Here is a 13,448-nt window from a genome sequence, read left to right on the forward strand (position 1 = left end):
AGTGGGAATGTCCAATCTGAGCGATGCGCTTCAGTTGAAGTCGGCCCACAGCCAGCTTCCAGTCACTGCATATTTCGATGAGGCGCTACTCGAGCGCGAGATCGAAACCCTCTTCAAGAAAGGACCTCGTTACGTCGGGCACGAGTTGATGGTGCCCGAGGCGGGGGACTATTTTGCGCTGCCGTCCGAGAAGGAAGGCCGCGTGCTGGTCCGTAACCAGACGAACCAGATCGAACTGCTGTCGAACGTGTGCCGCCACCGGCAGGCGATCATGCTCAACGGGCGCGGCCATGCGCAGAACATCGTGTGCCCGCTGCACCGCTGGACGTACGATCTGGAAGGCCAGCTGCTCGGCGCGCCGCACTTCCCCGACAAGCCGTGCCTGAACCTCGGCAAGAGCCCGCTGCAGAACTGGCAGGGGCTGCTGTTCGAGGCCGAGGGCCGCAACGTCGCGCGCGACCTCGCCCATCTCGGCACGAAGCATCACTTCGACTTCGCCGAGTACCAGTTCGATCACGTCGAAGTGCACGAGTGCGATTACAACTGGAAGACGTTCATCGAGGTCTACCTCGAGGATTATCACGTCGTCCCGTTCCATCCGGGCCTCGGCAGCTTCGTGTCGTGCGACGATCTCAAATGGGAGTTCGGCGACTGGTACAGCGTGCAGACGGTCGGCGTGCACAACGCCCTCGCGAAACCGGGCAGCACGACTTACCAGAAATGGCACGAGCAGGTGCTGAAGTTCCGCAACGGCGTACCGCCGGAGTTCGGCGCGATCTGGATGGTCTACTACCCGGGCCTGATGATCGAGTGGTATCCGCACGTGCTGGTCGTGTCGTGGCTGATTCCGCGCGGGCCGCAGAAGACGACCAACATCGTCGAGTTCTATTACCCCGAGGAAATCGCGCTGTTCGAACGCGAATTCGTCGAGGCCGAGCGTGCCGCCTATATGGAAACGGCCGTCGAGGACGACGAGATCGCGATGCGGATGGACGCAGGCCGCCGTGCGCTGATGGCCCGCGGCGAATCGCAAGTGGGCCCGTACCAGAGCCCGATGGAAGACGGCATGCAGCACTTCCACGAGTTCCTGCGCCGCCACCTCGGCGACCTCTGACAGCGGGTGCGGCGCTTTGACGCCGCGCGGCCGCCGGCAAACGAAAAGACGGGCTTCGGCCCGTCTTTTTTTGTTTAGACTTGGAGTGTCAGGCCATTTGCACTCCAGGGAGCCGTCATGCCACACACTCATTACACCACGCTCATTTCCGCCGCCAATCTCGCCGAGCGCCTGGCCGCGGCGCCCGGCAGCGTCGCGCTGTTCGACTGCCGCTTCGATCTCGCCGATCCCGGCGCCGGCGAAGCCGCCTACGCGGCCGGCCACCTCCCCGGCGCGCACTATCTTCATCTCGACCGCGATCTGTCGGGCCGCAAGGCGGGCACCAACGGCCGCCATCCGCTGCCGACCCGCGACGCGCTCGCCACGCTGCTCGCCAGCCGCGGCCTCAAGCAGGGCCAGCAGGTCGTCGCGTACGACGCGCAAGGCGGCGCGTATGCGGCGCGCCTGTGGTGGCTGCTGCGCTGGCTCGGCCACGATTCGGTTGCCGTGCTCGACGGCGGCCTGCAGGCTTGGGAAGCGGCCGGCCAGCCGCTGACGACCGACGTGCCGCAACCGGCCGCCGGCGACTTCCGCTCGGCCACGCCGCTCGAATCGACGGTCGACGCCGCGACCGTGCTCGCGAACGTATCGTCGCCCGCGCGCGTCGTGATCGATGCACGCGCACCGGATCGCTATCGCGGCGAAAATGAAACGATCGATCGGGTGGGCGGCCACATCCCGGGTGCGCGCAACCGCTTCTTCAAGGACAACCTGGCCGCCGACGGCCGCTTCAAGACCGGCCATGAATTGCGCGAGGCATTCGCCACCGTGCTGGCCGGCACCGAGCCGAACCGCGTGATCCTGCAATGCGGCTCCGGCGTCACCGCATGCCACAACGCGCTGGCACTGGAAGTGGCGGGCCTGCACGGCGCGTCGCTGTACCCGGGCTCGTGGAGCGAATGGAGCGCCGATCCGTCGCGGCCGATCGCGACCGGCCCGAATCCTTGAGCACCCGCGCGGCGCGACGATGACGATGCGGCGGCCGATGCCGCGGCGGCCGATGCCGCGGCGGCAGTTGCCGCGGCGGCCGATGCCGCGGCGGCAGTTGCCGCGGCGGCAGTTGCCGCGGCGGCAGTTGCCGCCGCTTGTCGTTTACATCACGCCGTACTTGTGGAACCACTCGATCGCGCGCTTCCAGCCGTCCTCGGCATCGCCTTTCACGTAACTCGGCCGGTAATCGGCGAAGAACGCGTGACCGGCATCCGGATACACGACGATCTCCGATTCGCGCGCGAGCTTCGAATCGCTCGTCTGAATCGCCTTGCGCATGTCCGCGAGCGACGCCTGCGTGATGTTCTGATCCTTCTCGCCGTATAGCCCGAGCACGGGCACCTTCAGCAACGACGCGTGGTCGACCGGGTTGAACGGCGTCATCTCGTCGGTCTTGCCTTCGACGAACCCGTACCACGCCACGGCGGCCCGCACGTGCGGATTATGTTCCGCATACAGCCACGCCTGGCGGCCGCCCCAGCAGAACCCGGTCACGCCGAGACGCGTCAGGTCGCCGCCGTTCTTGCCGGCCCACGCGACGGTCGCATCGAGATCCTCGGTGACCTGCCGGTCCGGCACCTTGCTGATGATGTGGTCGTAAAGCTCCTTCATCGTCGGATACTTCGCCGCGTTGCCCTGCCGGGCGAACAGGTCGGGCGCGATCGCGAGATAGCCGAGCTTCGCGAAGCGCCGGCACACGTCGGCGATATGCGCGTGCACGCCGAAGATCTCGTGAATCACGATGACGACCGGCAGGTTCGTCTTGTCGACCGGCTGGGCGCGATAAGCCGGCACGCTCGCATCGCCCGAGCGGATCTCGATGGTGTCGACGTCCAGCCCGGTGCTGTCGGTCGTGACCGTCTGCGCCGACACGGGCAGCACGGCCGCCGCGAAGGTGCCGCCCAGCGCGGCCTGCATGAACTTGCGGCGCGAGAACGGGACATGGGGGACCAGGCTGTCGACTTCGGGTTTCAACATGAATGCACTCCTCGATTGGGCGCCGCCGTCACGATCGCGGATACGGCATGACGGGGCATCGCACCGGCGCGCGGCGCGGATGTCGCGGCGGTCGGCACGCCGCCGCGAACGAAAACCCGGACAAGATGCCCAATAATCCGTTGTCGCGTCAACTGTCAGATGTGTAAGACTCGATTACGACGCGTGGCGGCGATCGAATCGACATGGCGCGGCAGCCTGCCGGCGGCCTGCCGAATCACCGCGTGGCTACGCATATCGACGTACATCGCGCGACCCAATCCTTGCGAATCGAAAAGAAAAACGGGCGGCGAACCCGCACGACATGCGCATTCTCCACCCGCCCCACACGCGAGTACGCGATCAGTGCAGCTTGACGCGCGGCAACGTCGTGCGCCGCAGCCAGTGCGCGACCGTGTCGAGGATCATCCGTGGATAACCGTGCAACGCCGCGACGTGCAGCCGGTACAGCGACATGTACATGAAGCGCGCGAACAGCCCTTCGATCAGCATGTTGCCGCCGATCAGCCCGCCCATCAGGTTGCCGACCGCGCTGAAGTGACCGAGCGACACGAGCGAACCGAAATCGCGATACGTGAATTCGGGCAGCGGACGCCCTTCGAGCCGGCAGCCGATCGCCTTCAGCAGGAAACTCGCCTGCTGGTGCGCCGCCTGCGCGCGCGGCGGCACGTTGCGTTCGTTGCCGGGCCATGCGCAGGCCGCACAATCGCCGAGCGCGAACACGTTGTCGTCGGTGAAGGTCTGCAGCGTGCGGCGCACGTCGAGCTGCCCGAGCTTGTTGACCTGAAGGCCGTCGAGATGCGAGAGCACGGACGGCGCCTTGATGCCGGCGGCCCAGACCGTCAGGTCCGCACGCACCGCCTTGCCGCTCGCGGTATGCACGAACCCGGGCGCCACCTCGGTCACGCGCTCGCCCAGCATCAGCCGCACGCCGAGCTTCTCCAGCAGTTCGGCCGTCGCCCCCGACACGCGCTCCTGCAGTGCCGGCAGAATCCGCGGCCCCGATTCGATCAGCACGATGCCGACGTCGTGGCGCGGATCGAGCTTGTGCAGCCCGTACACCGACAGCACCTGCGCGGTGTTGCGCAGTTCCGCGGACAACTCGACGCCCGTCGCGCCGCCGCCAACGATCACGACCTGGATGCGCGGCTCGGCCGACTCGCCCGGCGCGGTCGGTGCCGGCGCCTGGTGCTCGGCGCGCATGCATGCCGCGATCAGCCGCTTGCGGAAGCGCTCGGCCTCCCCGACCGTGTCGAGTGCGATTGCGTTTTCCGGGGCGCCCTGCACGCCGAAGAAGTGGGTCGTGCTGCCGATCGCGATCACGAGCGTGTCGTATTCCAGCTCGCGTGCCGGCAACAGTTCCGCGCCGTCGCTGTCGTTGAGGGCCGACAGCGTGAGACGCTTCGCCGCGCGGTCGAGCCCAGTCAGCTCGCCCTGCTGGAACTCGAAGCCGTGCCAGCGCGCCTGCGCCGCATATTCGAGTTCCTGCGTGAACGGGTCCATGCTGCCGGCCGCGACCTCGTGCAGCAGCGGTTTCCAGATGTGCGTCGGATTGCGGTCGACGAGCGTGACAAGCGCACGCGCGGGACGATTGCCGCGCGCGCCGTAACGATCGCCGAGCCGCGTCGCCAGTTCCAGGCCGCCCGCGCCGCCGCCTACGATGATGATCCGATGCATCTGATTCCCCCTTTGCGATTCGAAACTGCTGCCGCCGGATGAAGCAAACGCGATGCACTCGCGCCGCCCGGTGGATTAACCGGTTCGGACATCATCGATGTGCAGTTCGAAGCACTTCGATGCGGCCGATCCGGAACGCGGGGCGCGCCGCCTCGCGTCAATGACATGACTGACATGCATTGTCCGGGAGCTTGCGCGTTGACTACAAGCAAACCATCTCAATATTCAGCATCCCTGCAACAATATGCCGCGGGAAACGGGAACCGCTCGGGGGTGCGTCAGTGTGCCTCTTCCCAGTTCGCGCCGGCACCTACTTCGGCGACCAGCGGCACCTTCAGCTTCGCGACGCCGCACATCATTTCCGGCAATTTCTCGCGCACGAGCGACAGCTCGCTTTCGGGCACCTCGAGCACCAGTTCATCGTGCACCTGCATGATCATCCGCGATGCAAGCCCGTCGCGCGTGAGCCAGTCGTCCACCGCGATCATCGACAGCTTGATCAGGTCGGCCGCCGTGCCCTGCATCGGTGCATTGATGGCCGCGCGCTCGGCCGCCTGGCGGCGCGGGCCGTTGCCGCCGTTGATCTCGGGCAGCCACAGGCGGCGACCGAAAACGGTTTCGACGTAGCCCTTCTCCTTCGCCGTCGCGCGCGTATCTTCCATGTACTGCGCGACGCCCGGATAGCGGGTGAAATAGCGGTCGATATAGAGCTTCGCCGCGTCGCGCGTGATGCCGAGGTTCGACGCGAGCCCGAACGCGCTCATCCCGTAGATGAGCCCGAAGTTGATCACCTTCGCGATCCGGCGCTGGTCGGAATTGACCTCCAGCGGCGTCACGCCGAACACTTCGGCGGCCGTCGCGCGGTGGATGTCCTCGCCCTGCGCGAACGCGCGCAGCAGCGACGCGTCGCCCGAGATATGGGCCATGATCCGCAATTCGATCTGCGAATAGTCGGCCGACACGATCCGGTGGCCCGGCGATGCGATGAACGCCTCGCGGATGCGCCGGCCTTCGGCCGTGCGCACCGGAATGTTCTGAAGATTGGGATCGTTCGACGCAAGTCGGCCCGTCACCGCGACCGCTTGCGCATAGTTCGTGTGCACGCGGCCGGTGGTGGGGTTCACCATGCGCGGCAGCTTGTCGGTATAGGTCGACTTCAGCTTCGACAGCCCGCGATGCTCGAGCAGCAGCTTCGGCAGCGGGTAATCCTCGGCCAGCTTCTGCAGCACTTCCTCGTCGGTCGACGGCGCGCCGCTCGGGGTTTTCTTCACGACCGGCAACTGCAGCTTCTCGAAGAAGATCTGCCCGATCTGCTTCGGCGAGCCGAGATTGAATTCGCCGCCCGCCAGTTCGTACGCCTGCCCTTCGAGCTCGATCAGACGCGTCGCGATTTCGGTGCTCTGCGCCTGCAGGCGCGCATCGTCGATCAGCACGCCCGTGCGCTCCATCTTGCGCAGCACGAGCGACACCGGCATCTCGATCTCGCGATACACGCGCTCGAGGCCCGGCTCGCGCGCGACCTGCGGATACAGCACGTGATGGAGCTGCAGCGTGACGTCGGCGTCTTCGGCCGCGTATTCGGCGGCCTGCGCGAGCGCCACGTCGTCGAACCCGATCTGCTTCGCGCCCTTGCCTGCCACGTCCTCGTACTTGATCGTCTTGACGCCCAGATGACGCAGCGCGAGGCTGTCCATGTCGTGCGTGCGGTGCGATTCGACCACGTACGATTCGAGCAGCGTGTCGTGCTCGATGCCGTTCAGCGCGATGTCGTAGTTCGCGAGCACCTGTGCGTCGTACTTCAGGTGCTGGCCGACCTTCTTGCGATCGGCCGATTCGAGCCACGGCTTCAGGCGCGCGAGCACGTCGTCGAGCGGAAGCTGCTCGGGCATGTCGGGGCCGCGGTGCGCGACCGGCAGGTAGGCTGCCTTGCCCGGCTCGACCGAGAACGACAGGCCGACGAGCCGCGCGAGCATCGGATCGAGCGCGGTGGTCTCGGTGTCGAACGCGGTCAGCGCGGCCGCGTCGATCTTCGCGAACCATGCGTCGAACTGTTCCCAGGTCTGGATCGTGTCGTATTCGCGCACGACGTCGGCCGGGATCACCGGGGCCGGCTCGCCTTCCGGCGCATCGGCGCCGCCGCCTTCCGCGGGCGCGCTGTCGACTTCGCGCAGCCAGGTCTTGAAGCCGTAGCGCGCGAAGATGTCGCGCAACAGGTCGCGCGCCTCGCCGTCGCTCTTCAGCGATGCCTCGATCGATTCGAGATGCGGTGCGAGATCGCAGGCCGTCTCGACCGTCACGAGCTGGCGGCCGAGCGGCAGGAAATCGAGCGCGCGGCGCAGGTTGTCGCCGACCACGCCCTTGATGTCGGCCGCGTGTTCGATCACGCCGTCGAGGCTGTCGTATTGCGACAGCCATTTCACGGCCGTCTTCGGCCCGCATTTCTCGACGCCCGGCACGTTGTCGACGGTGTCGCCGATCAGCGCGAGGTAGTCGATGATCCGCTCCGGCGGCACGCCGAACTTCGCGATCACGCCGCCGCGGTCGAGCGTCTCGTTGGTCATCGTGTTGACGAGCGTGACGCGGTCGGTCACGAGCTGCGCGAGATCCTTGTCGCCGGTCGACACGATCACGTTCATCCCGTGCCGTTCGGCCTCGCGCGCGAGCGTGCCGATCACGTCGTCGGCCTCGACGCCTTCGACCATCAGCAGCGGCCAGCCGAGCGCGCGCACGGCGCCGTGGATCGGCTCGACCTGCAACGCGAGATCGGGCGGCATCGACGGACGGTTTGCCTTATAGTCGGCATAAAGGTCGTCGCGGAACGTCTTGCCCTTTGCATCGAACACGCAAGCGCTATACTCTGCACTGACTTCCTTGCGCATACGGCGCAGCATGTTGATGATTCCGTAGAGCGCTCCGGTCGGCTCCCCGCCAGGGCCACGCAAATCAGGCATCGCATGGTAAGCCCGATACAGATAGCTCGAACCGTCAACCAATAGCAGGGTCTTACCTTCCAGATTTCGTTCTTCAGGCATTATGAACAAGAGAAAAGTGATTCCGAGTCTGCGTTCGCTCGCAGATCAAGAACGCGCGACGGCCAAGAAGGCGCGCGCATCGTGGCAGATGTTCACGATTATGGCAGAGTTTATCGAGGCGACCGAGTACCTGTCGGAGATCCGCCCGGCCGTCAGCATCTACGGTTCTGCCCGCCTCAAACCCGACACGCCGCACTACAAGCTCGCCGCGCAGATCGCGCGCAAGCTGTCGGATGCCGGCTTCGCCGTGATCTCCGGCGGCGGCCCCGGCATCATGGAAGCCGCGAACAAGGGTGCGCACGCCGGCAAGGCGCCGTCGGTCGGCCTGAATATCGAGCTGCCGCACGAGCAGGCCGGCAACCACTATCAGGACATCTCGCTGCGCTTCCGCCACTTCTTCACGCGCAAGGTCACGTTCGTGAAGAACTCGGATGCGGTGATCGTGATGCCGGGCGGCTTCGGCACGCTCGACGAGCTGTCCGAAGTGCTCACGCTGATCCAGACGAAGAAGTCGCGCCTCGTGCCGATCATCCTCGTCGGCAGCGACTTCTGGCAGGGGCTGCTGCAATGGTTCCGCGATCAGCTGATTCCGATGGGCCTGATCAATCCGGAAGACATGGATCTGATGCAGGTGATCGACGATCCCGACCAGGTGCTCGACGCGGTGCTCGCGTTCTACGAGGACAGCGGCGAGGAAGAAGGCTCGGACGAGGAAGATCATCCGCCGCGCCCGGAAGAAGACCGGATGTTCTATCTGTAACCGGTCAGTGACGACAGCCGGCCCAACGGCCGGCGTCGTGCTTTTCACGCAACGGACCTCGCGATCCGGCGGGCCGCCGGGCGGGAGTTTGTAACGCGCCGTTAATGCCCGTTCGCCGCCGCGCGCGGTCGAATGTCAAATCCCCGCGGTCGGCGCTGCGCGATGTGGCGGAATCAGCCATACCGGCGGCCGCCACTGTCAAATGGATGGCCCGTCGCGCGTCTGCGCGCCGCCAATCCTCCGTAATAATCACGACTCGCGTTTTCCATCGCACGGCAGCACACTGCATCGTGTCGGCGCGGCGTTCCCCCGGTGGAACGGTCCCCCTCGCTTCCATCGCGTCGCGTCGGCTCCTTCATCACGACACCACGGAAAAGAACATGCAACGCTCGCTGATCGCCCTCGCTTTCGCCGGCCTCGGCCTTTCGCTGTCCGGCCTCGCTCATGCCGTCAACGTCGACGTCAACATCGGCACGCCCGCGCCGGTCGTCGTCGCGCCCGCGCCCGTCGTGGTCGCTCCGGCGCCGGCGGTCATCGTCGGCTGGCACGGCGACCGCTACTGGGACGGCCGCCGCTACTGGGAACGCCGCGAGTGGGAAGATCATCAACGTTATCGCGGCCATGGCGGCTATCACTGCCCGCCGGGGCACGCGAAAAAGGGCGAGTGCTGAGCGCCCAAGCACGGGGCCATCCGGCCTTCGCGCCGACACGAAAAGAACGAGGCCGCACGCGAACGCGAGTTCGCGTGCGGCCTTTGTCGTGATGGACGCCGTTGCGGCGTGTCTTTACTGGAACGCCACTTCCGCGAAGCTTCTCAGCTTGCGGCTATGCAGCTTGTCGAGCCCGTTCGTGCGCAGGACCTCCATCGCTTTCACGCCGATCTGCAGATGCTGATCGACTTGCCCGCGATAGAACGTGTCGGCCATGCCCGGCAGCTTCAGCTCGCCGTGCAGCGGCTTGTCCGAGACGCAGAGCAACGTGCCGTACGGCACCCGGAAGCGGAAGCCGTTCGCGGCGATCGTCGCGCTTTCCATGTCGAGCGCAATCGCGCGGCTCTGCGACAGCCGCTGCACGGGCTCGCGATGGTCGCGCAGCTCCCAGTTGCGGTTGTCGACGCTCGCGACGGTGCCGGTGCGCATCACGCGCTTCAGTTCCGCGCCCTCCAGCCGCGTGACCTCGGCCACGCCGCGCTCGAGCGCGAGCTGCACTTCGGCCAGCGCAGGGATCGGCACCCACAGCGGCAGGTCGGCGTCGAGCACGTGATCCTCCCGTACGTAACCGTGCGCGAGCACGTAGTCGCCGAGACGCTGCGTGTTGCGCAGCCCCGCGCAGTGACCGAGCATCACCCACGCGTGCGGACGCAGCACCGCGATGTGATCGGTGATCGTCTTCGCGTTCGACGGGCCGACGCCGATGTTGACCATCGTGATCCCGCTGCCGTCCGCGCGCTTCAGGTGATACGCGGGCATCTGCGGCAGGCGCGGCGGCGCGGTGCCCTCGGCCGGTTCGCCGCCGAGGTTCGCGTTGTACGTGACGACGTCGCCCGGCTCGACGAACGCGCTGTACTCGCTGCGGTACGCGCGCACCTCGGGATCGTCGCTCTCCGTCATCATCGCGCGGCCGAGCTTCACGAACTCGTCGATGTAGAACTGGTAGTTCGTGTAGAGCACGTAGTTCTGGAAGTGCGTGGGCGACGTCGCCGTGTAGTGGCGCAGCCGGTGCAGCGAGAAGTCGACGCGTGCGGCCGTGAACAGCGCGAGCGGATGCGGCTCGCCCGGCGCCGGCTCGAACGTGCCGTTGACGATGCGGTCGTCGAGATACGACAGGTCGGGCGTGTCGAAGATGTCGCGCATCGCGAGCAGGCGGTCGCGATCGAGTTCGCCCTCGAGATGAATGCCTTCCGGAAACGCGAAATGGATCGGAATCGGCTGCGACGACACGCCGATCTCGATCTTCACATGGTGGTTCTTCGACAGCAGGCGCAGTTGCTCGCGGTAGTAGTTCGCGAAGAGATCGGGGCGCGTGACCGTCGTCTCGAATACGCCGGGGCCCGCGACGAAGCCGTATGAGCGGCGCGAATCGACGTGCGTGTTGACGTCGGTGCGGATCCGCACGAACGGGTAGCACGCGCGAACGTGCTCGGTGATCGCTTCGTGGCGGCGATAGCGCGCAAACGCATCGCGCAGGAAGCCCGTATTCGTGTCGTAAATGGCGGACAGCCGCGCGACGGCGGCGATCGGATCGTCGAAAGCCTCGACCGACGGGCTTTCGGGCGTCAGCACATGGTGCCGGCGGCTCAAATCGTTCTTCATTTTCATCACCTCGTCAGATCCGACGACATTACCACGGAACCCGGTCGCCTTTATGGCTGCCCCTGCGCACGCGGGGGCCGGACGGCGCGCAGTATTTGCTAAAATCGGTAGGTTCACTGGAGACTCATCATGAAGCCGCTCATTTTCGTCGCCGCTGCCGTCGCGTTTGCCGCCGCCAGCGTCGCTCACGCCGCCGGCGGCACGCCTGACGCCGACGCGCAGGCCCGGGCCGAGGCCAACGAAGCCGCCGGCCTGCCCGATCTCCGCAAGATCAACCGGCCGGGCGCCGAAGTCACGTCGAAAGTGGACTTCGCCGACATCCGCCGCACGCCGAGCTTCCACGAAAAAAGCAAGAACGGCACCGAAGTCACCGAGTACCGCGACCGCGGCAAGCCGGTCGAGATCGACGTGAAGTCGAACTTCGGCACGCGCTACCAGATGAGCTCGACGCCCGACACGTCGCCGAAGCCGCACGACGCGGGCGTCCCGATCACGCGCCTGCCGTCGCTGAACCTGCGCTACTGATCCCGTGGCGCCGCGCGCCGATCGCGCCGCGCCGCCCCTTCACCTGCTGTCGCGATGCACGCCGCCCGCGTGCCGACACCCTGACCTCACGCATCCCGCATGGCCGTTTTCACCGCTGTTTCCGACTCCGATCTCGCGCAATGGATGCGCCACTATGAACTGGGCGACGTGCTTGCGTTCCGCGGCATTCCGTCCGGTATCGAAAACAGCAATTTCTTCCTGACGACGACGCGCGGCGAATACGTCCTCACGATCTTCGAAAAGCTCACGGCGCAGCAGCTGCCGTTCTACCTCGACCTGATGCGCCATCTGGCCGCCCACGGCGTGCCGGTGCCGGACCCGGTCCCGCGCGACGACGGCGCGTTGTTCGGCGATCTGCACGGCAAGCCGGCCGCGATCGTCACGAAGCTCGACGGCGCAGCCGAACTCGCGCCCCGGATCGAACACTGCATCGAGGTCGGACAGATGCTCGCGCGCCTGCACCTCGCGGGGCGCGACTATCCGCGCAGCCAGCCGAATCTGCGCAGCCTGCCGTGGTGGCAGGAGAACGTGCCGGCCATCGTGCCGTTCGTCACGGACGCGCAACGTACGCTGCTCGAAGGCGAGCTCGCGCACCAGGCCGGCTTCTTCGCGTCGGACGACTATGCGGCGCTGCCGGCCGGGCCGTGCCATTGCGACCTGTTCCGCGACAACGTGCTGTTCGCCCACGCGGCGCCCGGCACCGGCCACGACGTACGCCTCGGCGGCTTCTTCGACTTCTACTTCGCGGGCTGCGACAAGTGGCTGTTCGACGTGGCGGTGACCGTCAACGACTGGTGCGTCGATCTCGCGACCGGCGTGCTCGACGTCGCGCGCGCCGACGCGCTGCTGCGCGCATACCAGACGGTCCGGCCGTTCACGGCCGAGGAACGCCGGCACTGGAGCGACATGCTGCGCGCCGGTGCGTACCGCTTCTGGGTGTCGCGCCTGTACGACTTCTACCTGCCGCGCGCGGCCGAGATGCTCAAGCCGCACGACCCCGGTCATTTCGAACGCATTCTGCGGGAGCGTATCGCGCATACGCCCGCGCTTCCCGAGATCCAAACCGCATGCAACTGATCGAAGTGCCCGCCAAAACGGGCTATGTCTGGTTCCGTCAAGGCATCTGGCTGTTCCGCCGGAATCCGCTCGCGTTCATCACGCTGTTCTTCACGTACCTGCTCGCCATTACGCTGGTGTCGCTGGTGCCCGTGATCGGCGCGGCGCTGCCGCTGGTGTTCATTCCCGGCATCGCGGTCGGTTTCATGGCCGCGTGCCGCGACACGGTGGCCGGCAAGACGGTGATGCCGACGATCCTCGTCGACGGCTTTCGCTCGTACGGCGCCGTCGCGACCCAGCGGCTGCTCGCGCTCGGCGTGATCTACGTCGCGTCGATGGTGCTGGTGTTCGCCGCTTCGTCGTTCGTGGACGGCGGCGCGCTGTTCCACGTGATGATGGGCGCGGCCGACGAGGCGAACACGACGCCCGAGACGCTGGCTGCCCAAGGCACGCTCGGCGCGCTGTTCTTCGCGACGCTGCTCTATCTGCCGGTCGCGATGCTGTTCTGGTTCGCGCCGGTGCTGGTCGCGTGGCATGACGTCCCGCCCGCGAAGGCGCTGTTCTTCAGCGTGGTCAGTTGCTGGCGCAATCGCGGCGCGTTCATCGTGTACGGCGTGCTGTGGTTCAGCGTCGCGCTCGGCACGTCGCTCGCGCTGTCGCTGCTGCTGCAGGCGCTCGGCGCCGGTGCGTATGCGCTGACGATCATGATGCCGGTGACGATCATCATCGTCACGATGCTGTACTGCTCGTTCTACGCGACCTATCGCGGCTGCTTCGGCGTACAGGAACCGGGCGCGACCACGACGATGTCGGGCCGCTGACTCTTCTTCCGGCCGCCGCGTGTCGCCGGCCGTCATGCCGTTTCTCGCGTCGGGTCGTCGCCCGGCGCGCGTTTGGTCTTCCCCCTTTTTCGGTATCGACCGCCT

The 13,448-nt window shown here is 66.4% G+C and carries 11 protein-coding genes; 7 read left to right on the forward strand and 4 right to left on the reverse strand.

Annotated elements, in window-relative coordinates:
* The first annotated feature begins 7 nt into the window (after positions 1-7).
* Complete coding sequence (locus tag HWX09_RS06870) at positions 8-1,114, forward strand: aromatic ring-hydroxylating dioxygenase subunit alpha (protein WP_027782554.1); 1,107 nt, start codon at positions 8-10, stop codon at positions 1,112-1,114.
* Positions 1,115-1,231: 117 nt separating this feature from the next.
* Complete coding sequence (locus HWX09_RS06875) at positions 1,232-2,101, forward strand: sulfurtransferase (RefSeq protein WP_027782553.1); 870 nt, start codon at positions 1,232-1,234, stop codon at positions 2,099-2,101.
* A 144-nt stretch (positions 2,102-2,245) separates the two neighbouring features.
* Here the strand turns inward: HWX09_RS06875 and HWX09_RS06880 are convergent, their stop codons facing one another.
* The 3 genes from HWX09_RS06880 to polA form a co-directional block, all read right to left on the reverse strand.
* Positions 2,246-3,121, reverse strand: coding sequence for a dienelactone hydrolase family protein (locus HWX09_RS06880; RefSeq protein WP_027782552.1), 876 nt, complete (start codon positions 3,119-3,121; stop codon positions 2,246-2,248).
* 360 nt (positions 3,122-3,481) lie between these two features.
* On the reverse strand, positions 3,482-4,816 hold the full coding sequence (locus HWX09_RS06885; RefSeq protein WP_027782551.1) for an NAD(P)/FAD-dependent oxidoreductase: 1,335 nt from the start codon (positions 4,814-4,816) through the stop codon (positions 3,482-3,484).
* Positions 4,817-5,094: 278 nt separating this feature from the next.
* On the reverse strand, positions 5,095-7,848 hold the full coding sequence (polA, locus tag HWX09_RS06890) for a DNA polymerase I (protein WP_027782550.1): 2,754 nt from the start codon (positions 7,846-7,848) through the stop codon (positions 5,095-5,097).
* Position 7,849: 1 nt separating this feature from the next.
* Here polA and HWX09_RS06895 point away from each other — a divergent pair, with 1 nt between their 5' ends.
* Both HWX09_RS06895 and HWX09_RS06900 read left to right on the forward strand, forming a co-directional pair.
* Positions 7,850-8,608: a TIGR00730 family Rossman fold protein gene (locus tag HWX09_RS06895; protein WP_027782549.1), complete on the forward strand. Its 759-nt coding sequence runs from the start codon at positions 7,850-7,852 to the stop codon at positions 8,606-8,608.
* Between the two features lie 380 nt (positions 8,609-8,988).
* Positions 8,989-9,279: a hypothetical protein gene (locus HWX09_RS06900; RefSeq protein WP_027782548.1), complete on the forward strand. Its 291-nt coding sequence runs from the start codon at positions 8,989-8,991 to the stop codon at positions 9,277-9,279.
* A gap of 114 nt (positions 9,280-9,393) precedes the next feature.
* Here HWX09_RS06900 and HWX09_RS06905 read toward each other — a convergent pair whose 3' ends face one another.
* Entirely contained in the window at positions 9,394-10,920 is a 1,527-nt protein-coding gene (locus HWX09_RS06905; RefSeq protein WP_027782547.1) for an AMP nucleosidase, read from the reverse strand.
* Between the two features lie 129 nt (positions 10,921-11,049).
* On the opposite strand from HWX09_RS06905, the gene HWX09_RS06910 reads away from it, so the two are divergent.
* The 3 genes from HWX09_RS06910 (at position 11,050) to HWX09_RS06920 (ending at position 13,343) form a co-directional block, all read left to right on the forward strand.
* A complete protein-coding gene (locus HWX09_RS06910; protein WP_027782546.1) occupies positions 11,050-11,445 on the forward strand; it encodes a hypothetical protein in 396 nt (131 codons plus the stop codon).
* Between the two features lie 99 nt (positions 11,446-11,544).
* Positions 11,545-12,543, forward strand: coding sequence for a homoserine kinase (locus HWX09_RS06915; RefSeq protein WP_027782545.1), 999 nt, complete (start codon positions 11,545-11,547; stop codon positions 12,541-12,543).
* On the forward strand, positions 12,534-13,343 hold the full coding sequence (locus HWX09_RS06920) for a BPSS1780 family membrane protein (protein WP_027782544.1): 810 nt from the start codon (positions 12,534-12,536) through the stop codon (positions 13,341-13,343). Before HWX09_RS06915 ends, HWX09_RS06920 begins: the two co-directional genes overlap by 10 nt.
* Positions 13,344-13,448 lie beyond the last annotated feature (105 nt).

The organism is Burkholderia sp. BCC1208 (assembly GCF_902833095.1).
Classification (GTDB): Bacteria; Pseudomonadota; Gammaproteobacteria; order Burkholderiales; family Burkholderiaceae; genus Burkholderia.

Bases quoted from the DNA above. Each gene is read 5' to 3' on its own strand.
- HWX09_RS06870 (WP_027782554.1), top strand. From the start codon at position 8: ATGTCCAATCTGAGCGATGCGCTTCAGTTGAAGTCGGCCCACAGCCAG.
- HWX09_RS06875 (WP_027782553.1), top strand. From the start codon at position 1,232: ATGCCACACACTCATTACACCACGCTCATTTCCGCCGCCAATCTCGCC.
- HWX09_RS06880 (WP_027782552.1), bottom strand. From the start codon at position 3,121: ATGTTGAAACCCGAAGTCGACAGCCTGGTCCCCCATGTCCCGTTCTCG.
- HWX09_RS06885 (WP_027782551.1), bottom strand. From the start codon at position 4,816: ATGCATCGGATCATCATCGTAGGCGGCGGCGCGGGCGGCCTGGAACTG.
- polA (WP_027782550.1), bottom strand. From the start codon at position 7,848: ATGCCTGAAGAACGAAATCTGGAAGGTAAGACCCTGCTATTGGTTGAC.
- HWX09_RS06895 (WP_027782549.1), top strand. From the start codon at position 7,850: ATGAACAAGAGAAAAGTGATTCCGAGTCTGCGTTCGCTCGCAGATCAA.
- HWX09_RS06900 (WP_027782548.1), top strand. From the start codon at position 8,989: ATGCAACGCTCGCTGATCGCCCTCGCTTTCGCCGGCCTCGGCCTTTCG.
- HWX09_RS06905 (WP_027782547.1), bottom strand. From the start codon at position 10,920: ATGAAGAACGATTTGAGCCGCCGGCACCATGTGCTGACGCCCGAAAGC.
- HWX09_RS06910 (WP_027782546.1), top strand. From the start codon at position 11,050: ATGAAGCCGCTCATTTTCGTCGCCGCTGCCGTCGCGTTTGCCGCCGCC.
- HWX09_RS06915 (WP_027782545.1), top strand. From the start codon at position 11,545: ATGGCCGTTTTCACCGCTGTTTCCGACTCCGATCTCGCGCAATGGATG.
- HWX09_RS06920 (WP_027782544.1), top strand. From the start codon at position 12,534: ATGCAACTGATCGAAGTGCCCGCCAAAACGGGCTATGTCTGGTTCCGT.